The organism is Streptomyces sp. NPDC048353 (assembly GCF_055587165.1).
In genome coordinates this window covers 436,652-462,342 of record NZ_JBVJGU010000005.1, presented here as the reverse complement: position 1 = coordinate 462,342, position 25,691 = coordinate 436,652, and the positions used below count along the sequence as shown (strand labels likewise).

Sequence of the window (25,691 nt, the reverse complement as noted above, 5' to 3'; positions counted from 1 at the left end):
CGGCTCCACTGTCGTGGTGCCGGGCCCGTCGCACAACCGTGCCTACTTCAGCTTCGTGCCGGTCGAGCGCAGCGCCGCGCACGCCTCGGCCACGCGGGTGGCCATGCCCGCCTCGGCGAGCTTGCCCCAGGTCCGCGGGTCGTAGGTGGACTTCTTGCCCACCTCGCCGTCGACCTTGAGCACACCGTCGTAGTTCTTCAGCACGTGGTCGGCGACCGGACGCGTGAAGGCGTACTGGGTGTCGGTGTCCAGGTTCATCTTCACGACGCCGTTCTCCAGCGCGGTGGCGATCTCCTCGGCGGTGGAGCCGGAGCCGCCGTGGAAGACGAAGTCGAACGGGGATGCCTTGCCGAACTTCTCGGCGACGCCCGCCTGCAGGTCCTTCAGCAGTTCGGGACGGAGCACGACGTTGCCCGGCTTGTAGACGCCGTGGACGTTGCCGAAGGAGGCGGCCAGGAGGTACCGGCCCTTCTCCCCGAGGCCGAGCGCCTCGGCGGTACGGATGGCGTCGTCGACGGTGGTGTACAGCTCGTCGTTGATCTCGTGGGTGACGCCGTCCTCCTCGCCACCGGTCGGGGTGATCTCGACCTCAAGGATGATCTTGGCGGCGACGGCCTTCGCCAGCAGCTCCTGGCCGATGGCCAGGTTGTCGGCGAGGGTCTCGGCGGAGCCGTCCCACATGTGGGACTGGAACAGCGGGTTGCGGCCGGCCTTGACGCGCTCGGCGGAGATGTCGAGCAGCGGGCGGACGTAGCCGTCCAGCTTGTCCTTCGGGCAGTGGTCGGTGTGCAGCGCGACCGTGATGTCGTACTTCGCGGCGACGATGTGCGCGAACTCGGCCAGGGCGACGGCGCCCGTGACCATGTCCTTGTTGTGCTGGCCACCCAGGAACTCGGCGCCACCGGTCGAAATCTGGATGATGCCGTCGCTCTCGGCCTCCGCGAAACCGCGCAGCGCAGCGTGCAAGGTCTGGGACGAGGTCACGTTGATGGCCGGGTAGGCGAACTTGCCTGCCTTCGCCCGGTCGAGCATCTCGTTGTAGACCTCGGGGGTTGCGATGGGCATTCGTCCGCTCCTTGTGATGTGCGGGTGGGTGCGTTACTTGAACCCTGACCTGGGGCGACGTCATCGTCGGGGCCCATCTTTCCAGACTCTTGTCCGAAGGCCATGACGAAGGGGTGGAGCGTTTCACGTGAAACACTCCACCCCTGCGTAAAGCCCCAGGTCAGACGCGCTTATCGAGCGCCCGGGGGCATAAGTCACGACTTCGCGTCGGTCAGCCGAGCCCGAGGTCGCCCAGGTGGTAGCCGGTGAGGTACGACAGCCCCGCCTCGGCGATCGCCCCGGCGGCGCCCCGGTCCACGATCGTGGCCACGGCGACGACCTCGCCGCCCGCCTCGCGCACCGCCTCGACGGCGGTCAGCGGCGAGCCGCCCGTGGTGGAGGTGTCCTCGACGACCAGGCAGCGCCGGCCCTTGACGTCCGTGCCCTCGATGCGGCGCTGCATGCCGTGGGCCTTCTGGGCCTTGCGCACGACGAAGGCGTCCAGGCGCTGCCCCCGCGCGGCGGAGGCGTGCAGCATCGAGGTGGCCACCGGGTCGGCGCCCAGCGTCAGCCCGCCCACGCAGTCGAAGTCCAGATCGGCGGTGAGATCGAGCATGACCTGACCGACCATCGGCGCGGCCTCGCCGTCCAGGGTGATTCGGCGCAGGTCGATGTAGTAGTCGGCTTCCAGCCCCGAGGAGAGGGTCACCTTGCCGTGCACCACGGCCTTGTCCTTGATCTGCTGGAGCAGGTCAGCACGTACGTCAGTCATGCCCACGAGCTTAGGGCCACACGAAAGGCCCTCAAGCCGCCCGCTCAGAGCCGTCGCCACGCGAAGGTCGCCGAGATCTCCAGGGGATCGATGGGGGTGACGTACCGGGGGTGGGTGTTGAGGCCGTTGGGCGGGCCGGACTGCGGCTCCACACAGACCGCCTCCTTCTGCTCGTCGTAGACGACGACCCACGGGGTGCGGCTGGTCACCTTCAGCTCCAGCCGCTCCGGCCAGGTGAGGGTGACGTCGACGCCGTCGGGCATGCCGAAGCAGTCGTCCCACGGGCCGGGCGCGGGGCCGATGCGCCGGCCGGTGGGGAGATGGTCCGGACCGCGCTCCTCCTGCCAGTCGGGGGTGAAGTCGACCCGGACGTCCTCGCCGCCGTCGCCGAGGTTCCGCAGGAACCAGGGGTGCCAGCCGGCCTGGGCCGGGAAGGAGTTCCCGATCGTCTCGACGCCGAGGGTGAGGGTGAGACTGTCCTCGGTCAGCTCGAAGAGCTGGGTGACCCGCCCGGTGTACGGCCAGGGCTCGGCGAGGTCGTACGCGAAGGCGGCCTCGCGCTCGCCGGCGCGGGCGGTCCGCCAGGCCGTGTCGCGGCCGGTGCCGTGGATGGCGTGCGGGGGCGCGTTGAGGGGCAGCTGGTGGCTGGTCGCCCCGTCCTGGAAGCGCCCGTTCGCGGTGCGGCCGCACCAGGGCACCATCGGGAAGCACCCGTACCGCTCCCCTTGGCGCAGCAGCTCGGTGCCGCCGATGCGCAGGCTTTCGATCCGGCAGCCGTTGTCGGGGTCGATGGTCAACTCGGCGTCGCCCGCCGTCAGTCGCGTCTGCTTGCTCACGCCCCCGACCCTATGCCGGGATCAGCGGCGACGGCGCAGGGCACGGCCGACGACGACCGCGGAGGCGATCGCGAGCGCGGCGGCGGGGGCGATCCAGCGCAGGGTGGCGCCGGCGGAGCCGGCGTCGGGGGCGGGGACGGGGGCGTACCGGCCGCGCGGCGGGGCGTGGTCGACCTCCTCGGCGCTGCGGCCGATCATGGTCCGGCGGGCGTGGGCGGCCTCGGCGGCAGGGGGCTCGGCGGGGTACTCGACCGGGGCGTCCTCGAAGTCGTCGCCCAGCACGGGATCGAGGGAGGGCGGCGGGACGGGGGTGTCGTAGAGGGACGGGCGGTGCGGTTCCTCGACGCCGTCGTCGACACCGTCGCTGTCGGTGTCGGCGTCGTCCTCCCCGTCGTGCCGGTCCTCGGGGCCCTCCGCCTCGGATCGGGCCTCCCGGCCCTCCGCGTCGGTGTCCGTGTCCGCTTCGTCGGGTGCGGCGTCGGCACGGAGATGGGCGACGGCGGCTGCGGCCAGGTTCTCCGCGAGCCGGTCGAGCAGCCGGGCGCCGGCCGAGGCGTGGGACTCGTCGGACAGCTCGGAGAGGCGGCCGTCCGCGGTCAGCGCCCCGCTGAAGGAGAGCGACGTGCCGTCCGTCACCGGGGTGAGCGTGAGGGTGAGGGAGAGCGTCGCCGAGCCCTTCCCGCGCACCTCCGTGCCCTCGCCTTCGGCGGAGAGGACCCCGTCGCGTTCGGCGAGCCGGAGCGCGCCCCGGTAGGTGATCGTGTGGCCGCCGGCGCGGACTTTGAGGCGGCCCGCGAGGGGGCCCGCCTCCGCGTCGGCGTCCTGCTGGAAGCCGGGGACGCAGCGCGCCACCCGGGCCGGGTCCCGCAGCGTCTCGCGGAGGACCTCGGCCGGAACCGGAACGAACACCTCATGCTCCATGGACACCGAGCCTACTCAGCCCTGGTCGCCCCGTCGCCTGTTTCGGCGGCCACGGCACGCCGCCCGCCCGCCCGGACGCGCCTCGACCGTCCCGCGCCGCCGCCCGCCGGCCGCCCCCGGACCGGTCCGCTCAGCCGCCGTAGCGCGGGTGCACGAGGGTCGACGGGGGCAGGTCGCCGCAGCGGGTCCGCTCCACCCTGCGGGCCTCCGCGGCCAGGCCGCCCGCCGTGACGGACCGGAGGCGGGGTGCGTCGGGGGCGAGTCCGAGGTCGGGCGGGTACGGGCCCGGGGCGGCGAGGAGGTATCCCCGGTGGACCGCCCGGGCCGGGTGGGTGCCGGGGCCGCGGTCGGGGCCTCCGGTGAAGCCGCCGCTCCCGCTCGCGCCGTAGGGGCGGACGGCGAAGCCGGCCGCGCGGAGCGTGGCCTCGACGGTCCAGAAGGTGCGGGGGCGGGCCGTGGCCGGGCCCGCGTGGACGACGAGCCGTCCGCCGTCGGCGAGGACGCGGGCCGCGAGGCCGTAGAACTCCTCCGAGTAGAGCTTGGTGCTGGAGGTGATCCCGGGGTCGGGGAGGTCCAGGACGATCACGTCGTACCGCTTTCCGGCGCCGGGGCCCGGGCCCGCCCCCGTCTCGCGCAGCCAGCGGAAGGCGTCGGCGTGGACCACCCGCACCCGGGGGTCGCGCAGGGCGTGTCCGTTGAGGGTGGTGAGCTGGGGGTCGGTGCGGGCGAGGCGGACGACGCCGGGGTCGAGCGCGACCACGGTGACCGAGCGGACCCCGCGGTACCGCAGCACCTCGCGCGCGGCGAGCCCGTCACCGCCGCCGATGACCAGCACGCGCGCGTGCGGCCCGTTCATCGCCGGGTGCACCAGGGACTCGTGGGGGCCGTCCTGGCCCTGCCCGCCGCCCCGGGGCCGTCCGTCCAGGTACAGCACCTGCGGTCCGCCCCGCTCCCCGGTCAGCACGACCTCCTGCATCCCGGTGCGGACGGCTACCCGCACGCCGTCGCCGTACACCGCGCGTCTGGCCGCCCGTTCGAAGTCGTCGACGAGGACGGTCGCGGTGGCGAGGACGGTGAGGACGGTGAGGTTCGCGCCGATCAGGAGCGCCCGGGACCGGGGGGTGAGATCGCGCCGGAACATCCACAGCACGAGGCCGCCGCCCGCCACGGCGTTCACCGCGCCGGTGACCAGGGCGCCGGTGAGCTGACCCAGCCAGGGCAGCAGCAGGAAGGGGAAGGCGAGCCCGCCCACCAGCGCGCCGACGTAGTCGGCGGCGAAGAGGTCGGCGACCGTCCCTGCGGCGTCGTCCTTCTCCCGCGCGCCGGGCGCCCGCGCCGACTCGGCCCGCTGGATCAGCGACATCAGCAGCGGGATCTCGGCGCCGATGAGCACCCCGATGGCGAGCGAGAACGCCACCAGGACGTACCGGGCCTCGCCGAACCAGGCGAACGCGGCGTACAGCACGAGCGCGGAGCAGCCGCCGATCAGCGCGAGGCCGGCCTCGACCAGGCCGAAGCCGACCGCCGCGCGACAGCGCAGCCGCTTGGCGAGCAGCGACCCCAGGCCCATCGCGAAGACCATCACGGACAGCACGACGGACGCCTGGGTGACCGAGTCGCCGATCAGATACGAGGCGAGCGCGACCAGTTCCAGTTCGTAGACGAGTCCGCAGGCCGCGCAGACGAAGACCACCGCGAGGACCGGATACCGCACCGCACCCGGCCGAAGGGGAGGCCGCGTCACCCTCGTGGGAGGCATGGTGACAGGCGGATCGATCATGCACGTAACGCTACGTCACACCTGTGTCGCCACCTGTCACCCACACGAGTGCACCTGACGCACCCAGGGGGCGCATCAGAGTGCGGCAGGCATACGTACGCCGATCCGGGTCCGGGTGACGACCAGCTGTCCTTCCTGGGGGTACGCGTGCCAGGTGCGCCACCGCACCTGGCCCTCGTGGCGCTGCGCCAGCATCGCCGTGAAGGCGTGCGGCGAGCCGGGGAACGTCCCCGCGAGGCCGTTGGGGTGGTCGGCGACGAGGGCGAGCAGCTCCTGGGCGCGGCCCGCGAAGGAGCCGTGCGACAGCGTCTCGACGCGCGCCGCGAATTCGTAATCCCATTCGCCCACCCGCTTGGAGACGCCCAGCGGCAGCGGCGTACTGCTGCCGGGCATACAGGCCACCGTCTCCGAGCAGCTGCGTCCCTCTTCTTCGAGAAGGACCTGATGGGAGGCGCCGAGGAGGCGCAACTGCACTGTGGCTCCGGCCAGTTCGAGATCGAGGACGGCGAGGGCGGGCAGCGGTTCGCGCCCCAGCGCCCACGCCAGGTCGGCCGCGCGCGTGTCGGTGTAGGAGGTCTTCAGGGTCGTGAGCATGGGTCGGCTCCGCAAACACGGTTTGACGGGTGGGCCGGGGGCGCCCCGGAGAGGGTTCAACGGAAGGGGGGGATCGCCGACTCGGGTCCACACACGGTCCGAGGGCTGGATGTTCTCAACAGCGAGGGAATCATGAACTGCGGGAAGCTCACAGCGTTTTTACCCAACTTGACGTGGTTTCCATCCCCTCGGGGGCCCCACGGTTCAACTGTTCAAGACGAATCGACAGCGCGCCTTCAACAAGAAGGCGTCTGGGGGACGTTGGTCCCACCAGACGCCCGGGCCCCTCGGGGCCCCTTCCGGCCGGTCAGTCGCCTCCGCCGCCCCCGCCGCAGCCGCTCCCGCAGGAGGAGCCGCACGAGGAGCCGCCGCCGTCGGAGCCGCCGCCCTCCCACCAGCTGTGCCGCCGGCCCCGCGACCGGCTCCGGCTCCGCCCGCCGAGTCCGGACAGCACGCCCAGTCCGAGGAGGAGGACCACACCCGCGATCAGCAGTACTTCCATTCGTTTCACCCCCGTGTATCCGATGTGGAGGGGGGATGCCCTTCCCCGTTCGCGCTCAAAGCGCACTTGAGGAACTCCAGAGCTTCGGCCCAGGATGGCTGCCATGACACGACCGTTGCTCAACCGCCGGCTCGCCGAGTTCGGGACGACGATCTTCGCCGAGATGTCCGCGCTGGCCGTCAGGACCGGGGCGATCAACCTGGGACAGGGCTTCCCCGACACCGACGGCCCCGAGGAGATCCGGGAGGCCGCGGTGCGGGCGCTGCGCGACGGGCGCGGCAACCAGTACCCGCCGGGGCCGGGCGTGCCCGAGCTGCGGAGCGCCGTCGCCGAGCACCAGCTCCGGCGGTACGGACTGGAGTACGACCCCGACGCGGAGGTGCTGGTCACCGCGGGCGCGACCGAGGCGATCGCCGCCGCGCTGCTCGCGCTCGTGGAGCCGGGCGACGAGGTGATCGCCCTGGAGCCGTACTACGACTCGTACGCCGCCTGCATCGCGATGGCCGGCGGGACGCGGGTGCCGGTCACCCTCCGCCCCTCGGAGGGGCGCTTCGTCCTCGACCTGGACGAGCTGCGGGCCGCCGTCACCGACCGGACCCGGCTGATCCTCCTCAACACCCCGCACAACCCGACCGGCACCGTCCTCACGCGCGCCGAACTCGCCGCGGTGGCCGAACTGGCGGTCGAACGCGATCTGCTCGTCGTCACCGACGAGGTCTACGAACACCTGGTCTTCGACGACGCCGAGCACGTGCCGATCGCGAGCCTTCCCGGCATGCGGGAGCGCACGGTCACCATCGGCTCGGCCGGGAAGACCTACTCCTTCACCGGCTGGAAGGTCGGCTGGGTCACCGCGACCCCGGCGCTGACCACCGCCGTCCGGTCCGCCAAGCAGTACCTCACCTTCGTCGCCTCCGGCCCCTTCCAGTACGCGATCGCCGAGGCGCTGCGCCTGCCCGACAGCTTCCTCGACGGTCTGCGCGCCGATCTGCTCGCCAAGCGGAACCTGCTCTCCGACGGCCTCGCGGGCGCCGGCTTCGACGTCTACCGCCCGGCCGGCACCTACTTCGTCACCGCCGACATCCGCCCCCTCGGCGCGACCGACGGCATCGCCTTCTGCCGCACCCTCCCCGAACGCGCGGGCGTGGTCGCCATCCCGACGGCCGTCTTCTACGACCACCGCGACGCGGGCGCCCCCTTCGTCCGCTTCGCCTTCTGCAAAGAGCGCCCGGTCCTCGAGGAGGCGGTGTCCCGCCTGAAGGCGCTGGGGGGCTGAGCGGTCGCCGGCGGCGGCGCCGGCAAGCCTTCGTCAGCGGGCGTTCGCCGTGGTCTCCGGCCGGGGGAGCTCGTCGAGATCGAGCGTGAAGGTGCGACCGTCGGCCAGGGGGATGGGGAGCTTGCCCGTGCCGTACTTATAGGTGTGAGCCGCGATGTAACCGGTGTCGGTCGGCTCGGTGTGAAGGACGACTTCCTGGGCGTAGGGATCCACCACGAGGTAGATCGGGATGCCGTAACGGCCGTACTTCGCGGTGCAGTCGTCGTAGTCCTTGCGTGCGGACGAGGTCGAGACGACCTCGGAGATCAGCAGGACGTCCTCGAAGCTGTAGCGCTTGCCCGCACGGCGCGCATCCTCGCGGAGGATGGCCAGATCGGGGGCGGAGTTCTCGTCGGCGGGGAAGTCGATGTAGACGTCCGAGGTGACCTTCGCATGGCGTCCGAGGGCGTGAGCGGAGTCGATCTGCAGCGATCTGATGGTGCTGGAGTGCTCTTCACTCTGCGGGGTCATGATCACCTTTCCGTCGGCCCCGAACAGAACCGTGTATCCCCTGGGGAACTCGGTGTGCACGATCGCGTCGACACTCATGGACGGCTCCTTCCCGTGTGCCGTCAGGATACGGCGGGCAGGCCGAGGCATCGAGCTGGTCGGGCGGCCCGTCTGAAGGCGCTGGGGGGCTGAGCCGGGAATCTTTCACCCGGGTGGGCCGTCGTGCGCGCGCGCCCCCTCCGTGGGGCGGTGATTGTCGGGTAGACCGATTTGTCGGGCCGACCTGATTCCCGCGCGCACGGAGGTGCACCCTGTCCGCCGAGACTCTCGACCGCCCGGCGTCCGCCGGTGTCCGCAGGAGCGTCCCGCGCTCGCGGACGGCCCTGCACCGGGCCGTTCCCGCGCTCGGGCTCTTCGCCGCCGCACGGCTCACCGGGATGCTCGTCCTGGCCCTCGGCGCCTGGCACACCGGACGCTCGCCGCGCGCGCTGCTCGCGAAGTCCTGGGACTCCGACTGGTACGTCCGGATCGCCGCCCACGGCTACGGCCGGACGCTGCACTGGCCCGACGGCGTGGTCCAGTCCGACATGGCGTTCTTCCCGCTCTATCCGGGGCTCGTCCGCGCCGTCACCGCCGTCCTGCCGGTCACCGGCGGCACCGCGGGCCTGCTGCTGTCCTGGCTCGCCGCGGGGGCCGCCGCCTGCGGCGTCTATCTGGTGGGCGAGCGGCTGTACGGGCGGCGCACCGGCGTCGTCCTGGTGCTGCTCTGGGGGCTGCTGCCCCACTCGATCGTGCTGACCATGGCGTACACCGAGCCGCTGATGACCGCCTTCGCCGCCTGGGCGCTGTACGCCCTGCTCACCCGCCGCTGGCTGTGGGCGGGCACGCTCGCGACCCTGGCCGGGCTCTCCCGGCCCAACGGGATCGCCGTCGCGGCGGCCGTCCTCGCGGCGGCGGCGTACGAGCTGTGGCGGCGGCGCGGGCGGGTGGACGCGGCGGTCTGGGCGGCCGCGGCCCTGGCGCCGGCCGGCTGGCTCTCGTACCTGCTGTGGGTCGGTGCCCGCCGCGGCGATCCGCTCGGCGGCTACTTCGCCGTCCAGTCCGGCTGGACCTCGCGCTTCGACTTCGGCGAGGGCGCCCTGCGGTTCGTACGGGAGATGCTGAAGGGGCCCACGCAGTTCGGCTTCGCGATGGCGCTGGTGATCACGGCGGCCGGTGTGGTGCTCTTCGCGCTGCTCGCGGTGGTGGAGCGGCCGCCGCTGCCCGTCCTCGTCTACACGGGCGTGCTGGTGCTCATCGCCGTCGGCGGCTCCGGCTTCTTCGAGTCCAAGCCGCGCTTCCTGGTCCCCGCGTTCCCGCTGCTGATCCCACCGGCCCTGGCACTGACGAGAGCCCGGCCGAGGGCCGCGATCGTGCTGATCACGGCCCTGGCCGGGCTCTCGTTCGGCTACGGCGTCTATCTGCTGACGCTCGCAAACATGGCGCTCTGAGTCCGCGGCGGGCCCTCGGGCCCGAAGCCCCGCGCGCGGGCCCCTCGGCGTCCGGCGGGGGTCCTACTCGGACTCGCCGGACTCCTTGTCCTCGGGGGCCTCCAGGCCGAACTGCTCCACGAGCCACTTGTCGAACTCGATGGACGCGCGGACCCAGCTGACCGTGGACGACACGAAGTGCTCCAGGGCGACGCCGGTGCCGATCAGCATCTGCACCTCGCCGATGAGCCGGAGGGTGGCGGAGCCGTCCTCCTCCTCGTGCAGGTGGGTGTAGACCTTGGGCCACAGGGTGCGGCGGTTCCAGTCGTCGATCGCGTCGAGGATCCTGACGCGGTCGTCGGCCGAGTGCGGACGGTCGTAGAACGTCCGCACGGAGAAGACCTGCTGCTCGTCCTCGCCGCGGAACATGAAGTACGTACGGAATTCCTCCCACGGCGCCGCGAGGTCACCCTCGTCGTCGACGACGTACTTCAGCTCCATCTGGTCGAGGAGCTGCTTGACCAGGTCCTGGTCGGGGACGACGGGGCCCGCCGGTCCTGCGGCCTGAGGCTGGGGCTGGCCCCCGAAATTCGGAATCGAGGACGGGTCGATGCTCACCGTGAATATCCCTTCGTACGGTTTGCCGCCATCCTCTCCCATGGCGGGCGGTCCGTGGCAAGCCCCGCCTCCCGCGATCCGCTGCGGGCTGACAAGATCTGCTCCCCCTGGCGGAGAGGCGGAGCCGGCCGCGGCCGGCCGGCCCGGGCCCCGGCCGCCCCCGTGCGGACCGTGTCAGCGGGCCGGTCCCACGATCAGACCGTCCTCGAAGCGGTCGACGCGGACCGTGTCGCCGTCCGTGATCTCGCCGGCGAGGATCTCCTTGGCGAGCCGGTCGCCGATCGCCGTCTGGATCAGCCGGCGCAGCGGACGGGCGCCGTAGGCCGGATCGTTGCCCTCGTCGGCCAGCCACTCCAGCGCCGCAGGGGTGACGTCCAGCGTGAGCCGGCGCTCGGCGAGCCGCTTGGCGAGCCGGTCGATCTGGAGCTGCGCGATCCGGCCCAGCTCGGCCTTGTCCAGGGCGGAGAAGACCACCAGGTCGTCGAGCCGGTTGAGGAACTCCGGCTTGAAGGAGGCCCGTACGACCTCCATGACCTGCTGCTTCTTCTCCTCGGCGGAGGTCAGCGGCTCCACCAGGTACTGGCTGCCCAGGTTGGAGGTGAGGATCAGGATGGTGTTGCGGAAGTCCACCGTCCGGCCCTGGCCGTCGGTGAGGCGGCCGTCGTCGAGGACCTGGAGCAGGATGTCGAAGACCTCCGGGTGCGCCTTCTCCACCTCGTCGAGCAGGACCACGCTGTACGGGCGGCGGCGCACCGCCTCGGTGAGCTGGCCGCCCTCCTCGTAGCCGACGTAGCCGGGGGGCGCGCCGACCAGCCGGGCCACGCTGTGCTTCTCGCCGTACTCCGACATGTCGATGCGGACCATGGCCCGCTCGTCGTCGAAGAGGAAGTCCGCGAGCGCCTTGGCCAGCTCGGTCTTGCCGACGCCGGTGGGGCCGAGGAAGAGGAAGGAGCCGGTGGGCCGGTCCGGGTCGGCGATCCCGGCGCGGGTGCGGCGCACGGCGTCGGAGACGGCCCGCACGGCCTCGGTCTGGCCGATCAGGCGCCGCCCCAGCTCGTCCTCCATCCGGAGCAGCTTCTGCGTCTCGCCCTCCAGGAGGCGGCCGGCCGGGATGCCGGTCCAGGAGCCGACCACGTCGGCGATGTCGTCGGGGCCGACCTCCTCCTTGACCATGGTGTCCTTGGCGGCCTCCTGCTCGGCCTCGCTGGCCTCCTCCAGCTCCCGCTCCACGGACGGGATCTCGCCGTACAGCAGCTTGGAGGCGGTGTCGAAGTCGCCGTCGCGCTGGGCGCGCTCGGCCTGGCCGCGCAGCTCGTCGAGCTTCTCCTTCAGCTCGCCGACGCGGTTGAGGCCCTGCTTCTCCTTCTCCCAGCGGGCGGTCAGCCCGCGCAGCTCCTCCTCCTTGTCGGCGAGGTCGCGGCGCAGCTTCTCCAGGCGCTGGACGGAGGCGGGGTCGCTCTCGTTCTTCAGCGCCAGCTCCTCCATGCGCAGCCGGTCCACGGCGCGCTGGAGCTCGTCGATCTCCACGGGCGAGGAGTCGATCTCCATCCGGAGCCGGGAGGCGGCCTCGTCGACGAGGTCGATGGCCTTGTCCGGCAGGAAGCGGGAGGTGATGTACCGGTCGGAGAGGGTGGCGGCGGCGACGAGGGCGGAGTCGGCGATCTGGACCTTGTGGTGGGCCTCGTACCGGCCCTTGAGGCCGCGCAGGATCGCGATGGTGTCCTCGACGGAGGGCTCGGCGACGAGGACCTGCTGGAAGCGGCGCTCCAGGGCGGGGTCCTTCTCGATCCGCTCGCGGTACTCGTCGAGGGTCGTCGCGCCGACCATGCGCAGCTCGCCGCGGGCCAGCATCGGCTTGAGCATGTTGCCGGCGTCCATGGCGGAGTCGCCGCCGGCGCCCGCGCCGACGACGGTGTGCAGCTCGTCGATGAAGGTGATGATCTGGCCGTCGCTCTCCTTGATCTCGGAGAGGACGGTCTTCAGGCGCTCCTCGAACTCGCCGCGGTACTTGGCGCCGGCGACCATCGCGCCGAGGTCGAGGGAGACCAGACGCTTGTTCCGCAGGGACTCGGGGACGTCGCCCTTGACGATCCGCTGGGCCAGGCCCTCGACGACGGCGGTCTTGCCGACGCCGGGCTCGCCGATGAGGACGGGGTTGTTCTTGGTCCGGCGCGAGAGCACCTGGACGACGCGCCGGATCTCCTGGTCACGCCCGATGACGGGGTCCAGCTTCCCTTCCCGCGCGGCCGCCGTGAAGTCCGTGCCGAACTTCTCCAGCGCCTTGTACTGACCCTCCGGGTCCGGTGTGGTCACCCGGCGCCCTCCCCTGCTCTTCTCGAACGCGTCCAGGAGGCTCGTGGCACTCGCCCCCTGCTGGGCGAGGAGTTCGCCCGCCTGACCGCCCTTCGCCGCGATCCCGATCAGCAGGTGCTCGGTGGACAGGTAGTCGTCCCCGAGCTCCTTGGCGCGCCGGTCGGCGTCGGCGACGACGGCGAGCAGCTCGCGGTTGGGCTGCGGCGGCGCGACCGTGGATCCGGTCACGCTGGGCTGGGCGGCGAGGAGCCGCTCCGCACCGGACCGTACAGCGGCCTGATCGGCGTCGACGGCGGCGAGGAGGTCGGTGATGTTCTCGTTGTCCTGGCCCGCCAGGAGCGCCAGGAGAAGGTGCGCGGGGGTCAGATCGGGATGCCCCTCGGACACCGCGCGGCTGGTGGCCGCGTTGAGGGCGTCCCGGCTCTTGTTGGTCAGTTCGGCGTCCACGTGCGGTCTCTCCTCCTGTCAAACCGTGCTGCCATCACGCATGACTCGTACAGCGTACACAAAGTTGAGTCTATTCCGCTCAAGGATAGGCTTCGCGGCATGGCGACTGACCCGAGGAACCCGGACGACTCGTACCTCAGCTTCTGGCGGGAGTACCACATGTGCACCCTCACCACGCCGCGCGCCGACGGCACCCCGCACGTCGTGGCGGTGGGCGTGACGTACGACCCCGAGGGCGGCGAGAAGGGCATCGCCCGGGTGATCACCAACAAGCACAGCCGCAAGGTGGCCAACGTCCTGGCGGCGGGCCCCGAGGGCGCGCGGGTCGCGGTCTGCCAGGTGGACAAGGGGCGCTGGGCGACCCTGGAGGGCGTGGCCCGGATCCGCACGGAGCCGGAGGTCGTCGCGGACGCGGTGGACCGTTACGCCACGCGCTACGGCCGGGTCCCGGCGCCGAACCCGGACCGGGTGGTCATCGAGATCGCGCTGACCCGCGCGATGGGCCGCGCCTGACACCGGGACCGGGCCCCGGGCGGGGGCGGGGGAACCGCGCCCGGGCAGCACAACGGCGCCATCGCGTTTCAGGTCCGCGATGGCGCCGCTGTGTGGGGGAAGCACCTGAGCGATCTACAACGACGGGGGAATCGCTCAGGCACTGCGGGGGGTGGCGGTGATGGTCTCGGGCTCGAGCAGCTGGTGGTCCCGCTGATCGAGATTGACGAAAATCATGCCGTACCGGATGGCACAGCGGACCGGTTGCGGGGCGCCACGCGGCCTCCGCAGGCACCGGTAGGCGCGGACGTCCTCGTCCTGCTCACGAGCGACGACGATCGGTTCTCCGAAGAGGGTGACCATCAACGAATCACCACGGTGGGGAATGGCCGTGACGAGATCGATGAAATGCCACCCGGATCGATAGGCCGAGGCCATCTCCCGCCGGAAGACCCGGTCGTCCGGCGGCACGGTCATGCGTCCGCGCCCGCCGGGAGGGAGTCCCACGTCGGCTCGCGCTCGACGGTCTTGACGGAGTCCCACGTGGGCTCCCCCTTGGCCGTCGGCGCGAAGTCCCACGTGGGCTCACCCGCGACCGTCGGCGTGGAGTCCCACGTCGGTTCGCCCGGGGCGGCGACAACGTTGTTCGCGGGCGGCGTGTCCCACGTCGGCTCGCCGTCGAGGGCGAGAGCGCCGAGGGCAGCCGCAGCAGCGAAAGCTATGGCGCCAAGTGCACGAACCATCCTGGTCATGGCCGATCTCCACCTCTTTTGATCATTACCTCCTCCCCCGCGAATAAGACGATGGCTCACTCCGAACCCTTCCACCAGCGATGCCAGGCATCATGTTCCTGTAATTCAGGACCCTGAGGGGGGTGCAAATGGAGCCGAAGCAGGGTGATACCGACACACGGCACGGTCCGGGCGAGCTGTGCGACGCCGGAAAACGTCTCTACGCGACCGCGCTGAGAGCCGGCAGGATCGCCCGCGCGGAGGTGGAACCGGTCCCCTGCCTGATCGAACTGTCGCTGCTGCACCCCGACCCGGACGACACGCAGTGGCTGCGGCCCATCCCGCCGTCCATCGCGCTGAACAAGCTCATACACCCCATCGAGCGGGAGATCCAGCAGCGCCGGCAGCTGGCCATCTCGCTGGCGGACACGTTCGAGCCATTCATGACGATCAACGCGCCGGACCCGTCGGCGACCCAGGCGATCACCGTCCTGGAGGGCCTCAGCCTCATCAATGCCACGCTCGACCGGGTCATCAACGAGTGCGGCGAGGAGCTGCTCACCATCCAGCCGGGCAGCGGGCGCAAGCCCGAGGTGGTGCAGGCGGGGCTGCGCCGGGTGGAGCCCCTGCTCGACCGCGGGATCCGCATGCGCACCCTCTACCAGCACACCGCGCGCCACCACTCGGCCACCATGGGGTACGTCGAGCGGATCGCGCCGTACGGGCTGGAGGTGCGCACCCTCGAGGAGATCATCGACCGGCTGATCATCGTCGACCGCAAGGTCGCCTTCGTGCCCGCCCGCTCGGACCGCCGGGTGGCGCTGGAACTGCGCCACGAAGGGCTGGTGCAGTACCTCGTCGGCGTCTTCGACCAGTTCTGGCTGCACGGCGTGCCGTGGGAGGACGAGATCCCCTACAGCCCGTCCGTGGACGGCATCGGGGGCGTCCAGCGCTCCATCGCCAAGCTCCTCGTCGAAGGCCATGTCGACGAGGCCATCGCGCGCCGCCTCGGGATGAACGTGCGCACCTGCCGCGCCCACATCGCCAAGCTCGCCGCCGCCCTGGGCAGCGGCAGCCGGGCCCAGCTGGGCTTCCTCATCGCCCAGTCCGGCATCCTCGAACAGGACGGCTGATCGTGTACGTACGGATCGACCTGGACGGCCCGGCGGGCACGCTGCGGGTGTCCGGCCACGGGCTGCCCACCGTCGAGGTGGTCCGGGCGCCCGGGACCGGGGTGAACGCCCTCGTCCCCATCGGCACCCGGGACCGGCGCGCGCTGACGCTCACCGTCGACGGCCGGCCCGCCGGGATCCGGCCGGCCCGGGGCCGTCTGCTGCGCCGGTCCTACCGCGTCGACGCGAAGGTCGCCGGCGCGCGGTACCGCCTGATCCCCTGCTCGCACGTGGACAGCCGGCTGCTGCGCGGCGGCCGCCGGCTGGGCACCCTGGAGTCCTCGGGCGACGGCCGGGTCGACACCGACTGGACGGCCCCGGCGGAGCTCCGCCCCCAGGACATCGCCGTGGGCACCGCCCTCGCCGCCGCCTTCGGCACCGGCGCGGCGCCCGCGTGGGAGACGGTCGGCGACATCGTGAGCGAACTGATCCCGTAAGGGGCGAGGGGCGGCGCGGAGGGGTCCGTACGCCCCCTGGCACGCGCGAGGCCCCTCCCGCGCCGGAACACCGGTACGGAAGGGGCCTGTGGGAAGCTACGCGGCCTGCGGGGCAGTGTGGCCTACGGGGCCGCCGGGGTCACTCGCCGCGCTTGGGGCGCCAGACCACCAGCGCGCTCGCCTGCTGGACGTCCTGGTACGGCACCAGGTCACGGCGGTACGACGCGTGCACCTGCGCCTCGCGCTGCCGCATCGCCATCGCCGCGCCGTCCACGGCCGCCGACAGCTCGGCCACCCGGGACTGGAGCGCCGCGACCTGGTTCTCCAGCTCGATGATGCGCTTGATACCCGCCAGGTTGATGCCCTCGTCCTGCGACAACTGCTGGACGGTGCGCAGCAGTTCGATGTCACGGGCCGAGTAGCGCCGGCCGCGCCCGGCCGTCCGGTCCGGGGAGACCAGACCGAGGCGGTCGTACTGCCGAAGGGTCTGCGGGTGCAGCCCGGAGAGCTGGGCGGCCACCGAGATGACGTACACCGGTGTCTCGTCGGTCAGTTCGTACGGGTTGCGGCTGCGCCCCGGTCGGATGTCCATCGCGTCAAGCTCCCTTCGCGGCCTGGAAGAGTTCTGCTCTGGGGTCCTCGCCCGCCGTCGCCTCGCGGTACGTCTCGAGGGCTTCGCGGGCCTTGTCGTCCAGTTCCTGGGGCACCGCGACCTCCACCGTCACCAGCAGGTCGCCCCGGGTGCCGTCCTTGCGGACCGCGCCCTTGCCGCGGGCGCGCATGGTCCGGCCGTTGGGCGTGCCGGCGGGCAGCTTCAGCGTCACCGCGGGGCCGCCGAGGGTCGGTACCTTGATCTCGCCGCCGAGCGCCGCCTCGTGGAAGCTGACGGGCACGGTGACGGTGAGGTTGTCGTCCTTGCGGCCGAAGACCGGGTGGGCGTCGACGTGGACGACGACGTAGAGGTCGCCGTTCGGCCCGCCCCGCTCGCCGGGCGCGCCCTTGCCGCGCAGCCGGATCCGCTGGCCGTCGGAGACACCGGCGGGGATGCGGACCTGCATGGTGCGGGAGGACTTGGCCCGCCCGCTGCCCTTGCAGACCTCGCAGGGGGTCTCGGCGATGAGGCCGCGCCCCTTGCAGTCCACGCAGGGGTCGGTGAGCGAGAACGAGCCGCTGCCGCCGCGGGAGACCTGACCGGTGCCGACGCAGGTCGGGCAGACCCGCGGGGTGCCGTTCTTGTCGCCGGTGCCCGAACAGGCCTTGCAGGGCTGCTGGGAAGACATCCGCAGGGGCACGGTGGCCCCGTCGACCGCCTCGGTGAAGCTGAGCGTCACCTCGGACTCGATGTCCTGGCCGCGGCGCGGCTGCGTGCGCGTCCCCGCGCCGCCGCCCGCGCCCCGGTTGAACAGTCCGCCGAAGACGTCGCCCAGGCCGCCGCCGAAGCCGCCGGCACCGGCGCCGGCCGGGCCCTGGGCGCCCCCGAAGAGGTCGCCCAGGTCGAAGTTGAACGTTCCGCCCGCCCCGCCCGGTCCGGCACGGAAGCCTCCGTTGCCGAACAGGGCGCGGGCGTCGTCGTACTCCTTGCGCTTCTTGGGGTCGCCGAGGACGTCGTTCGCCTCGGAGATCTCCTTGAAGCGCTCCTCCGCCTTGGTGTCGCCCGTGTTGGCGTCCGGGTGGTTCTCGCGGGCGAGCTTCCGGTACGCCTTCTTGATCTCGGCGTCGGTGGCGTCCTTGGGGACGCCGAGAACCTTGTAGTAGTCCTTCTCGACGAAGTCCTTCGTGCTCATCGACGTCCCTCCTCCCGGACGATCTTCGCGCTAGCCCCGGGGGCGTGTGACCCGACTCGGGTCACACGGTCTCCTCGGGGCCACCGCTCTCCTCGTCTGCCGACTTCTCTTCCTTCGCGGCCGGCGTCGCCCCGGGCTGGGGCTCGGCCACCGCCACGCGCGCGGGCCGGATGGTCCGCTCGCCGATTCGGTACCCCGGCTGCAGGATCGCCACGCAGGTCGTCTCGGTGACGTCCGGCGCGTACGAGTGCATGAGGGCCTCGTGGATCGTCGGGTCGAAGGGCTCGCCCTCCTTGCCGAACTGCTGGAGTCCCATCTTGGCGACGACGGTCTCCAGCGATTCGGCCACCGACTTGAACCCGCCCACGAGCTCGCCGTGGTCGCGGGCCCTGCCGACGTCGTCGAGCACGGGCAGGAGCTCGCCCAGGAGGCTCGCGACGGCGATCTCCTTGACCGTGACCCGGTCCCGCTCCACGCGGCGGCGGTAGTTCTGGTACTCGGCCTGGAGCCGCTGGAGGTCCGCGGTGCGCTCACCGAGCGCGCTGCGGAGCTGGTCCAGCTGGGCCGTCAGACCGGCTGTCTGCGCTGCGTCCCCGGCCGGGGCCGCCGAGCCCTCCTCCTGGGAGGGGGCCTCGGCGGCTTCGGCGGCGTCGTCGGATTCGGCGCCGGAGGGGACGTCGGGCTTCTCCTCGAAGCCCGGGGTCTCCTCCGTCATCAGGCAGCGCCGCCCTTCGGCTTCTCGTCGTCGACGATCTCGGCGTCGACGACGTCGTCGTCGGCCTTGGCGTCGGCGCCCGGGGCCTCGCCGCCCGCGGCCTGCGCGGCCTGGGCGTCGGCGTACATCGCCTGGCCGAGCTTCTGGGAGACGGCCGCGACCTTCTCGGTGGCCGTACGGATCTCCGCGGTGTCCTCGCCCTTGAGCTTCTCCTTCAGCTCGGCGACGGCGGTCTCGACCTCGGTCTTGACCTCACCGGGGACCTTGTCCTCGTTGTCCTTGAGGAACTTCTCCGTCTGGTAGACGAGCTGCTCGCCCTGGTTGCGGGACTCGGCGGCCTCGCGACGACGGTGGTCCTCGTCCGCGTACTGCTCGGCCTCCTGGCGCATCCGGTCGACCTCGTCCTTCGGCAGCGAGGAGCCGCCGGTGACGGTCATCTTCTGCTCCTTGCCCGTGCCCAGGTCCTTCGCGGTCACGTGCATGATGCCGTTGGCGTCGATGTCGAAGGCGACCTCGATCTGCGGGACGCCACGCGGCGCCGGCGGCAGACCGGTCAGCTCGAACATCCCGAGCTTCTTGTTGTACGCCGCGATCTCGCGCTCGCCCTGGTAGACCTGGATCTGCACGGACGGCTGGTTGTCCTCGGCCGTGGTGAAGATCTCGGACCGCTTGGTCGGGATCGTGGTGTTGCGCTCGATGAGCTTGGTCATGATGCCGCCCTTGGTCTCGATACCAAGCGACAGCGGGGTGACGTCGAGGAGCAGGACGTCCTTGACCTCGCCCTTGAGGACACCGGCCTGCAGGGCGGCGCCGATGGCGACGACCTCGTCGGGGTTCACACCCTTGTTGGCCTCCTGACCGCCGGTCAGCTCCTTGACGAGCTCGGCGACGGCGGGCATACGGGTGGAGCCACCGACCAGGACGACGTGGTCGATCTCGGAGAGCTGGATGCCCGCGTCCTTGATGACGTTGTGGAACGGGGTCTTGCAGCGCTCGAGCAGGTCGGCCGTGAGCTGCTGGAACTGCGCCCGGGTGAGCTTCTCCTCCAGGTGCAGCGGGCCCTCGGCGGAGGCCGTGATGTACGGCAGGTTGATCGACGTCTCCGTGGAGGACGACAGCTCGATCTTCGCCTTCTCCGCGGCCTCGCGGAGACGCTGGAGAGCCATCTTGTCCTTGGCCAGGTCGACGCCGTGGCCGTTGGCGAACTGCTTCACCAGGTAGTCGACGACGCGCTGGTCCCAGTCGTCGCCACCGAGGTGGTTGTCACCGTTGGTGGCCTTCACCTCGACGACGCCGTCGCCGATCTCCAGGAGGGACACGTCGAAGGTGCCGCCACCGAGGTCGAAGACGAGGATCGTCTGGTCGTCCTTGTCCAGGCCGTAGGCCAGGGCGGCCGCGGTCGGCTCGTTGACGATGCGCAGGACGTTGAGGCCCGCGATCTCACCGGCCTCCTTCGTCGCCTGACGCTCCGAGTCGTTGAAGTAGGCCGGGACGGTGATGACCGCGTCGACGACCTTCTCGCCCAGGTAGGACTCGGCGTCGCGCTTCAGCTTCTGCAGGATGAAGGCGCTCATCTGCTGCGGGTTGAAGCTCTTGCCGTCGATGTCGATCTTCCAGTCGGTGCCCATGTGGCGCTTGACCGACCGGATGGTCCTGTCGACGTTCGTGACCGCCTGGCGCTTGGCCACCTCGCCGACGAGCACCTCGCCGTTCTTGGCGAAGGCGACGACGGACGGCGTGGTCCTGGCGCCCTCGGCGTTGGTGATGACGGTGGGCTCGCCGCCTTCGAGAACGCTGACGACGGAGTTAGTCGTGCCCAGGTCGATGCCGACCGCACGTGCCATTTCGATTCCTCCAGCTGACTGACTTGAGTGGATCTGGCTCAAGGATGCACGACCGGTTCTCTCGCGTCAACAGACCTGAGTCGTGTCGGCTCAACTCTTCGCGCTGCCTTCGGCTCAAAGAGGCCCCACCGACCGCCCCTCGGGCGCGTCGCTCCCCCGGCTCGGACACCCCTCCGTGAGAGAGTCCGATACCTCACGAATATCCCACGAAAGGGTGTGGTGGGGGCATGACGGCCAAGCGCGCACTCGACCTCATGGGCGGACTCACCCTTCTGCTGCTCCTGTCCCCCCTCTTCACCCTCGTCGCGCTGTCGCTCGCCGCGCGGGCGGGCGGGGGTGCCGCCGCGCGGCCGGACGAGGGAGGGGCGCAGGGGGCCGACGGGACGGGAGTCCTGCGCCGCCGCACGATGGCCGGCCGCGACGGCAGGACGTTCCGGATACTGACCTTCCGCACCCCCGGGCCGCTCGCCGCGCTCCCGCTGCTGCTCCACGTGGTCCGCGGGGAGATGTCCCTGGTCGGCCCGTGCCCTCTGGTCCCCGCCCACCGCGAGTGCGCGGGCGAGACCCGCCGCCGGCTCTCCGTACGCCCCGGCCTCACCGGCCTGTGGCAGATCAGCGACCGCTCCGACCTGCCCTGGGAGGAGCGGGAGCTGCTCGACCTCCACTATGTGGACCATCACTGGCTGGGGATGGATCTCGCCATCCTGGCGCGTACGCTTCCAGCAGTCCGCAGACGTCGCGCGGCGACCGGAGAGGCCCCGCCGGCAAGGCTTGCCTGAGCGACACAGATCACCGCGGGCGCCGCTACAGCGGGGCGCCCCGAAGCGGTAATCTCAGCACGGACTGAATAAGTTACCGCTTAGTAGTGCCACACTCGGCAGTGTCGGCACTCCGCCTCGCAGGCCCGCCCGAGGAGCCCCAAATGCAACTCGCCGCGATCGTCGTGTCGATCGTCATCACGGTGGTGGCCGTCGCGCTGTTCGGGCGCGCCATCGCGCAGATCTACCGCTTCGTGAAGCTCGGCCAGCCCGTGCCCGCGGGCACGCGCACCGGCGACCCCACGCAGCGCACCGTCACCCTGGTCAAGGAGTTCCTCGGCCACACCCGTATGAACCGCTGGGGCATCGTCGGCGTCGCGCACTGGTTCGTGGCGGTGGGCTTCTTCTCCCTGCTGCTCACCATCGTCAACGCCTTCGGCCAGCTGTTCCAGGCCGACTGGCTGATCCCGTTCATCGGCGACTGGCTGCCGTACGAGATCTTCACCGAGTTCCTCGGTCTGATGACGGTCCTCGGCATCCTGACCCTGATCGTGATCCGGCAGCTGAACCGGCCGGGCGGGGCGGGCCGCAAGTCCCGTTTCGCGGGCTCGAAGACCGGCCAGGCGTACTTCGTCGAGGCCGTCATCCTCATCGTCGGCGTCTGCATCATGACGCTGCGCGCCCTGGAGGGCGTCCAGCACCACGTGACGAGCTGGGAGCCCGGCTTCTTCGCCTCGTACCCGCTGATCGCCGCCCTCGACGGGCTGAGCCTGGGCACGATCCAGCACCTCACCTACTTCTTCGCGGCGCTGAAGATCGTCACGTCCTTCACCTGGATGATCACGGTCTCGCTGAACACCAACATGGGTGTCGCCTGGCACCGCTTCCTCGGCTTCCCGAACATCTGGTTCAAGCGGAACTCCGACGGCTCCACCGCCCTCGGCCCGCTGCTGCCGATGACGACCGCCGGCAAGGAGATCGACTGGGAGGACCCGGCCGAGGACGCCGTCTTCGGTGTCTCCCAGGTCGAGCAGTTCTCCTGGAAGGGCATCCTCGACTTCTCCACCTGCACCGAGTGCGGCCGCTGCCAGTCGCAGTGCCCCGCCTGGAACACCGGCAAGCCGCTCTCCCCCAAGCTCCTGATCATGGCCCTGCGCGACCACGCGCACGCCAAGGCGCCGTACCTCCTCGCGGGCGGCGGCAAGGACATGGAGGGCAACGAGCAGGCGTCCGAGGAGCAGCTCAAGGACGTCCCCGCCGCCGCCCTCGCGGAGGCCGAGCGTCCGCTGATCGGCACCGCCGAGGAGAACGGCGTCATCGACCCGGACGTCCTGTGGTCCTGCACCACCTGCGGCGCCTGCGTCGAGCAGTGCCCGGTCGACATCGAGCACATCGACCACATCGTCGACATGCGCCGCTACCAGGTGATGATCGAGTCCGCCTTCCCCTCGGAGGCCGGCACGATGCTGAAGAACCTGGAGAAGAAGGGCAACCCCTGGGGCCTGGCGAAGAAGCAGCGCGTCGAGTGGACCAAGGAGGTCGACTTCGAGGTCCCGATCGTCGGCAAGGACGTCGAGGACCTCACCGAGGTCGACTACCTCTACTGGGTCGGCTGCGCCGGCGCCCTGGAGGACCGGGCCAAGAAGACCACCAAGGCCTTCGCCGAACTGCTGCACATGGCGGGCGTCAAGTTCGCGATCATGGGCGGCGAGGAGAAGTGCACCGGTGACTCGCCCCGCCGCCTGGGCAACGAGCCGCTCTTCCAGCAGCTCGGCCAGGAGAACGTCGCGATGCTGAACATGGCGTTCGGCGAGGACGACGACGACCCGGAGACGAAGAAGCCGAAGTCGGCGAAGAAGATCGTCGCCACCTGCCCGCACTGCTTCAACACGATCGCGAACGAGTACCCGCAGCTGGGCGGCGAGTTCGAGGTCATCCACCACACGCAGCTGCTCCAGCACCTCATCGACGAGGGCAAGCTGATCCCGGTGACGCCGGTCGACGGGCTCATCACCTACCACGACCCCTGCTACCTGGGCCGCCACAACAAGGTCTACACGCCCCCGCGCGAGATCATGTCGGCCGTCCCGGGCCTGCGCCAGCAGGAGATGCACCGCCACAAGGAGCGCGGCTTCTGCTGCGGCGCCGGCGGCGCGCGGATGTGGATGGAGGAGCGGATCGGCAAGCGCATCAACAACGAGCGCGTCGACGAGGCCCTGTCCCTCAACCCGGACATCGTCTCCACCGCCTGCCCGTTCTGCCTGGTCATGCTGACCGACTCGGTCAACGGCAAGAAGAACGACGGCAAGGCGAAGGAGTCCGTCCAGGTCGTGGACGTGGCCCAGTTGCTGCTCGACTCGGTGAAGAAGCCGGTGGAACAGCTCCCGGCCGAGCCGGAGCCGGAGCCCGAGCCGGCGCAGTAGCCCCGGCGCCGTACGTCTGGAGAGGACCGTCCCGCGAGCGAGCGGGGCGGTCCTCTCGTACGTACGGGCGGTGCTCCTTCCGTACGGGCGGGCCGCCCGTCTCCCGCGCCCCTGAGGCCCCCTGAGGCCCCCTAGGGGATGTCACAGCTCAGTGGCAAGGTCGGTGCTGATTGAGCCCCGCGGGGCGGGAGCGGGTACGTTCGATGACGTGGCTGGATTCAGGAACGGACGCGGCCGGGACAACCGCCCCCCGCAACAACGACCGCAGCAGGCGCCGAACGGGTACCAGGCGGCCCCGCCGCCGTACCCGCAGCAGCAGTGGCCCCCGCAGGGTCAGGGCGGACAGCAGTACGGGCAGCAGCCGTACGGGCAGCAGTACGGGGAGCCGGAGTACTTCGGCGACCCGCACGCGCAGCACCCGCAGCACGCCCAGCAGCCGCACGCGGGCACGGCGGACAACCCGGGCCACACGCGGGCGTTCAGCATCCACGACGACCCGTACGGCGACAGCGCCACCTACCAGGCGGGCGCGGCCCCCGGCCCCACGGGCCCCCGGCTGCCCTGGAAGGCCCTGCTGAGCGGCATCGTCCTGCGCCCCGCGCCGACGTTCCTGCAGATGCGGGACTACCCCGTCTGGGGCCCCGCGCTCGTCGTGACCTTCCTCTACGGCCTGCTCGCGATCTTCGGCTTCGACCAGGCGCGCGAAGAGGCCATCAACGCGACCCTGTCGACGGCGATCCCGTACGTCCTGATGACCGGCGTCGGCTTCGTCATCGGCGGACTGATCCTGGGCGTCGTCACGCACACCCTCGCCCGCCAGCTCGGCGGGGACGGCTCCTGGCAGCCGACCGTCGGCCTGTCGATGCTGATCATGTCGATCACGGACGCGCCCCGACTGCTCTTCGCGATCTTCCTGGGCGGCGAGAACGGCCTCGTCCAGGTCCTCGGCTGGGTCACCTGGCTGGCCGCCGGCGCCCTCCTCACGGCGATGGTGAGCCGCTCCCACGACCTGCCGTGGCCGAAGGCGCTGGGCGCCTCGGCGATCCAGCTGGTGGCGCTGCTGTCGATCATCAAGCTGGGCACGCTGTAAGCCGCGTACGAGAAGAGGGGCCCCGCCGTGGAGAACGGCGGGGCCCCTCTTCTCGTACGGCCGGGGAAGCCGCCTCAGGCGTCGAGGACCTGGCCCGCGCGCCGGACGACGGGCGGCTCGACCGACCAGGGGAAGTTGATCCACTCGTCGGTCTTCTTCCACACGTACTCGCACTTCACCAGGGAGTGCGACTTCTCGTAGACGACCGCGGAGCGGACCTCGGCGACGTGGTCGACGCAGAAGTCGTGGACGAGCTTGAGCGTCTTGCCGGTGTCGGCGACGTCGTCGGCGATCAGGACCTTCTTGTCGGAGAAGTCGATCGCGTTGGGGACGGGCGCCAGCATGACCGGCATCTCCAGGGTGGTCCCCACGCCGGTGTAGAACTCCACGTTCACGAGGTGGATGTTCTTGCAGTCCAGCGCGTAGGCCAGGCCGCCGGCGACGAAGACGCCGCCGCGGGCGATGGAGAGCACGACGTCGGGCTCGTAACCGTCGTCGGCGATGGTCTGCGCGAGCTCACGGACGGCGCGCCCGAAGCCCTCGTACGTCAGGTTCTCGCGTACCTCACTCATGACGACCGCCCCTCACACCTGGGTCCGATGGAAGTTCAGGAAGGAACGGGAGGCCGTCGGCCCCCGCTGTCCCTGGTAGCGCGAGCCGTAGCGCTCGCTGCCGTACGGGAACTCGGCGGGCGAGCTCAACCGGAACATGCACAGCTGGCCGATCTTCATCCCCGGCCACAGCTTGATCGGCAGGGTGGCGAGGTTCGACAACTCCAGGGTCACGTGCCCGGAGAAGCCGGGGTCGATGAACCCGGCGGTGGAGTGCGTGACGAGCCCGAGCCGCCCCAGGGAGCTCTTGCCCTCCAGGCGCGACGCGATGTCGTCGGGCAGGGTGATGACCTCGTAGGTCGACGCGAGCACGAACTCGCCGGGGTGCAGGATGAACGCCTCGTCCCCCTCCGGCTCCACCTGACGGGTCAGGTCGTGCTGCTCGACGGCGGGGTCGATGTGGGGGTGGCGGTGGTTCTCGAACACCCGGAAGAAGCGGTCAAGCCGCACGTCGATGCTCGAGGGCTGCACCATGGATTCGTCGTACGGGTCGATGCGTACCCGCCCGGCATCGATCTCGGCCCGGATGTCCTTGTCTGAGAGAAGCACGCCCCCACGATACGCAGAGGGCGC

26 protein-coding genes are annotated in these 25,691 nt (G+C 71.0%); 8 read left to right on the top strand and 18 right to left on the bottom strand.

All coding sequences use genetic code 11. The features are described 5' to 3' along the window. Positions 1-42: 42 nt before the first annotated feature. From fbaA to ACZ6RC_RS20740, 7 genes are all read right to left on the bottom strand, one after another. A complete protein-coding gene (fbaA, locus tag ACZ6RC_RS20770; protein WP_391140160.1) occupies positions 43-1,065 on the bottom strand; it encodes a class II fructose-bisphosphate aldolase in 1,023 nt (340 codons plus the stop codon). A gap of 211 nt (positions 1,066-1,276) precedes the next feature. Beyond that, positions 1,277-1,816, bottom strand: coding sequence for an orotate phosphoribosyltransferase (gene pyrE / locus ACZ6RC_RS20765; RefSeq protein ID WP_469585223.1), 540 nt, complete (start codon positions 1,814-1,816; stop codon positions 1,277-1,279). 44 nt (positions 1,817-1,860) lie between these two features. Continuing rightward, complete coding sequence (locus tag ACZ6RC_RS20760; protein ID WP_469585220.1) at positions 1,861-2,652, bottom strand: aldose epimerase family protein; 792 nt, start codon at positions 2,650-2,652, stop codon at positions 1,861-1,863. 21 nt (positions 2,653-2,673) lie between these two features. After that, on the bottom strand, positions 2,674-3,573 hold the full coding sequence (locus tag ACZ6RC_RS20755; RefSeq protein WP_469585217.1) for an SRPBCC family protein: 900 nt from the start codon (positions 3,571-3,573) through the stop codon (positions 2,674-2,676). 130 nt (positions 3,574-3,703) lie between these two features. Further along, positions 3,704-5,353, bottom strand: coding sequence for a polyamine aminopropyltransferase (locus ACZ6RC_RS20750; RefSeq protein ID WP_469585214.1), 1,650 nt, complete (start codon positions 5,351-5,353; stop codon positions 3,704-3,706). A 75-nt stretch (positions 5,354-5,428) separates the two neighbouring features. Then, entirely contained in the window at positions 5,429-5,947 is a 519-nt protein-coding gene (locus ACZ6RC_RS20745) for a DUF2617 family protein (protein WP_391140155.1), read from the bottom strand. 307 nt (positions 5,948-6,254) lie between these two features. After that, a complete protein-coding gene (locus ACZ6RC_RS20740; protein WP_391140154.1) occupies positions 6,255-6,449 on the bottom strand; it encodes a hypothetical protein in 195 nt (64 codons plus the stop codon). Between the two features lie 94 nt (positions 6,450-6,543). Here ACZ6RC_RS20740 and ACZ6RC_RS20735 point away from each other — a divergent pair, with 94 nt between their 5' ends. Then, positions 6,544-7,725, top strand: coding sequence for a pyridoxal phosphate-dependent aminotransferase (locus ACZ6RC_RS20735; protein ID WP_469585210.1), 1,182 nt, complete (start codon positions 6,544-6,546; stop codon positions 7,723-7,725). Positions 7,726-7,758: 33 nt separating this feature from the next. Here ACZ6RC_RS20735 and ACZ6RC_RS20730 read toward each other — a convergent pair whose 3' ends face one another. Then, positions 7,759-8,313, bottom strand: coding sequence for a Uma2 family endonuclease (locus tag ACZ6RC_RS20730; RefSeq protein WP_469585207.1), 555 nt, complete (start codon positions 8,311-8,313; stop codon positions 7,759-7,761). A 212-nt stretch (positions 8,314-8,525) separates the two neighbouring features. Between ACZ6RC_RS20730 and ACZ6RC_RS20725 the strand changes: the two genes are divergently transcribed. After that, positions 8,526-9,704 carry a glycosyltransferase family 39 protein gene (locus ACZ6RC_RS20725; protein WP_453618482.1) on the top strand — a complete coding sequence of 393 codons (1,179 nt, stop codon included), beginning with the start codon at positions 8,526-8,528 and terminating at the stop codon, positions 9,702-9,704. A gap of 63 nt (positions 9,705-9,767) precedes the next feature. Here the strand turns inward: ACZ6RC_RS20725 and ACZ6RC_RS20720 are convergent, their stop codons facing one another. Both ACZ6RC_RS20720 and clpB read right to left on the bottom strand, forming a co-directional pair. After that, the gene (locus tag ACZ6RC_RS20720; protein ID WP_391140150.1) at positions 9,768-10,301 is read right to left on the bottom strand and encodes a type III secretion system chaperone family protein; all 534 of its coding nucleotides are present in this window, start codon (positions 10,299-10,301) and stop codon (positions 9,768-9,770) included. A gap of 174 nt (positions 10,302-10,475) precedes the next feature. Continuing rightward, positions 10,476-13,061: an ATP-dependent chaperone ClpB gene (clpB, locus tag ACZ6RC_RS20715; RefSeq protein ID WP_469585202.1), complete on the bottom strand. Its 2,586-nt coding sequence runs from the start codon at positions 13,059-13,061 to the stop codon at positions 10,476-10,478. A 99-nt stretch (positions 13,062-13,160) separates the two neighbouring features. Between clpB and ACZ6RC_RS20710 the strand changes: the two genes are divergently transcribed. Further along, complete coding sequence (locus tag ACZ6RC_RS20710) at positions 13,161-13,574, top strand: pyridoxamine 5'-phosphate oxidase family protein (RefSeq protein WP_469585199.1); 414 nt, start codon at positions 13,161-13,163, stop codon at positions 13,572-13,574. A gap of 135 nt (positions 13,575-13,709) precedes the next feature. Here the strand turns inward: ACZ6RC_RS20710 and ACZ6RC_RS20705 are convergent, their stop codons facing one another. Both ACZ6RC_RS20705 and ACZ6RC_RS20700 read right to left on the bottom strand, forming a co-directional pair. Continuing rightward, on the bottom strand, positions 13,710-14,030 hold the full coding sequence (locus ACZ6RC_RS20705; RefSeq protein WP_329118791.1) for a (2Fe-2S)-binding protein: 321 nt from the start codon (positions 14,028-14,030) through the stop codon (positions 13,710-13,712). After that, positions 14,027-14,305 (bottom strand): hypothetical protein, encoded by a 279-nt coding sequence (locus tag ACZ6RC_RS20700; RefSeq protein WP_391140147.1) that lies wholly within the window; start codon positions 14,303-14,305, stop codon positions 14,027-14,029. Before ACZ6RC_RS20700 ends, ACZ6RC_RS20705 begins: the two co-directional genes overlap by 4 nt. Before the next feature lie 128 nt (positions 14,306-14,433). Here ACZ6RC_RS20700 and ACZ6RC_RS20695 point away from each other — a divergent pair, with 128 nt between their 5' ends. After that, on the top strand, positions 14,434-15,417 hold the full coding sequence (locus tag ACZ6RC_RS20695) for a helix-turn-helix transcriptional regulator (RefSeq protein ID WP_391140146.1): 984 nt from the start codon (positions 14,434-14,436) through the stop codon (positions 15,415-15,417). Positions 15,418-15,419: 2 nt separating this feature from the next. After that, positions 15,420-15,893, top strand: coding sequence for a hypothetical protein (locus tag ACZ6RC_RS20690; protein ID WP_391140145.1), 474 nt, complete (start codon positions 15,420-15,422; stop codon positions 15,891-15,893). A gap of 139 nt (positions 15,894-16,032) precedes the next feature. On the opposite strand, the gene ACZ6RC_RS20685 is transcribed toward ACZ6RC_RS20690, so the two are convergent. The 4 genes from ACZ6RC_RS20685 to dnaK all read right to left on the bottom strand — a co-directional run bounded on the left by ACZ6RC_RS20685 (position 16,033) and on the right by dnaK (position 20,236). Beyond that, positions 16,033-16,485, bottom strand: coding sequence for a heat shock protein transcriptional repressor HspR (locus tag ACZ6RC_RS20685; protein WP_391140144.1), 453 nt, complete (start codon positions 16,483-16,485; stop codon positions 16,033-16,035). A 4-nt stretch (positions 16,486-16,489) separates the two neighbouring features. After that, positions 16,490-17,677, bottom strand: a complete 1,188-nt coding sequence (gene dnaJ / locus ACZ6RC_RS20680) for a molecular chaperone DnaJ (RefSeq protein WP_391140143.1) — start codon at positions 17,675-17,677, stop codon at positions 16,490-16,492. A 61-nt stretch (positions 17,678-17,738) separates the two neighbouring features. Next, a complete protein-coding gene (gene grpE, locus ACZ6RC_RS20675) occupies positions 17,739-18,392 on the bottom strand; it encodes a nucleotide exchange factor GrpE (RefSeq protein ID WP_469585191.1) in 654 nt (217 codons plus the stop codon). After that, positions 18,392-20,236 (bottom strand): molecular chaperone DnaK, encoded by a 1,845-nt coding sequence (gene dnaK / locus ACZ6RC_RS20670; protein ID WP_391140141.1) that lies wholly within the window; start codon positions 20,234-20,236, stop codon positions 18,392-18,394. The genes grpE and dnaK overlap by 1 nt, the downstream gene beginning before the upstream one ends. A 227-nt stretch (positions 20,237-20,463) precedes the next feature. On the opposite strand from dnaK, the gene ACZ6RC_RS20665 reads away from it, so the two are divergent. The 3 genes from ACZ6RC_RS20665 to ACZ6RC_RS20655 all read left to right on the top strand — a co-directional run bounded on the left by ACZ6RC_RS20665 (position 20,464) and on the right by ACZ6RC_RS20655 (position 24,507). After that, entirely contained in the window at positions 20,464-21,015 is a 552-nt protein-coding gene (locus ACZ6RC_RS20665; RefSeq protein ID WP_469585188.1) for a sugar transferase, read from the top strand. A gap of 143 nt (positions 21,016-21,158) precedes the next feature. Continuing rightward, positions 21,159-23,417 carry a (Fe-S)-binding protein gene (locus ACZ6RC_RS20660; protein WP_391140139.1) on the top strand — a complete coding sequence of 753 codons (2,259 nt, stop codon included), beginning with the start codon at positions 21,159-21,161 and terminating at the stop codon, positions 23,415-23,417. A 208-nt stretch (positions 23,418-23,625) separates the two neighbouring features. After that, entirely contained in the window at positions 23,626-24,507 is an 882-nt protein-coding gene (locus ACZ6RC_RS20655) for a Yip1 family protein (protein ID WP_391140138.1), read from the top strand. 74 nt (positions 24,508-24,581) lie between these two features. Here ACZ6RC_RS20655 and ACZ6RC_RS20650 read toward each other — a convergent pair whose 3' ends face one another. Next, the gene (locus ACZ6RC_RS20650) at positions 24,582-25,079 is read right to left on the bottom strand and encodes a phosphoribosyltransferase (RefSeq protein ID WP_391140137.1); all 498 of its coding nucleotides are present in this window, start codon (positions 25,077-25,079) and stop codon (positions 24,582-24,584) included. 12 nt (positions 25,080-25,091) lie between these two features. Beyond that, positions 25,092-25,667 carry a dCTP deaminase gene (dcd, locus tag ACZ6RC_RS20645; RefSeq protein WP_391140136.1) on the bottom strand — a complete coding sequence of 192 codons (576 nt, stop codon included), beginning with the start codon at positions 25,665-25,667 and terminating at the stop codon, positions 25,092-25,094. Between the last annotated feature and the right edge of the window lie 24 nt (positions 25,668-25,691).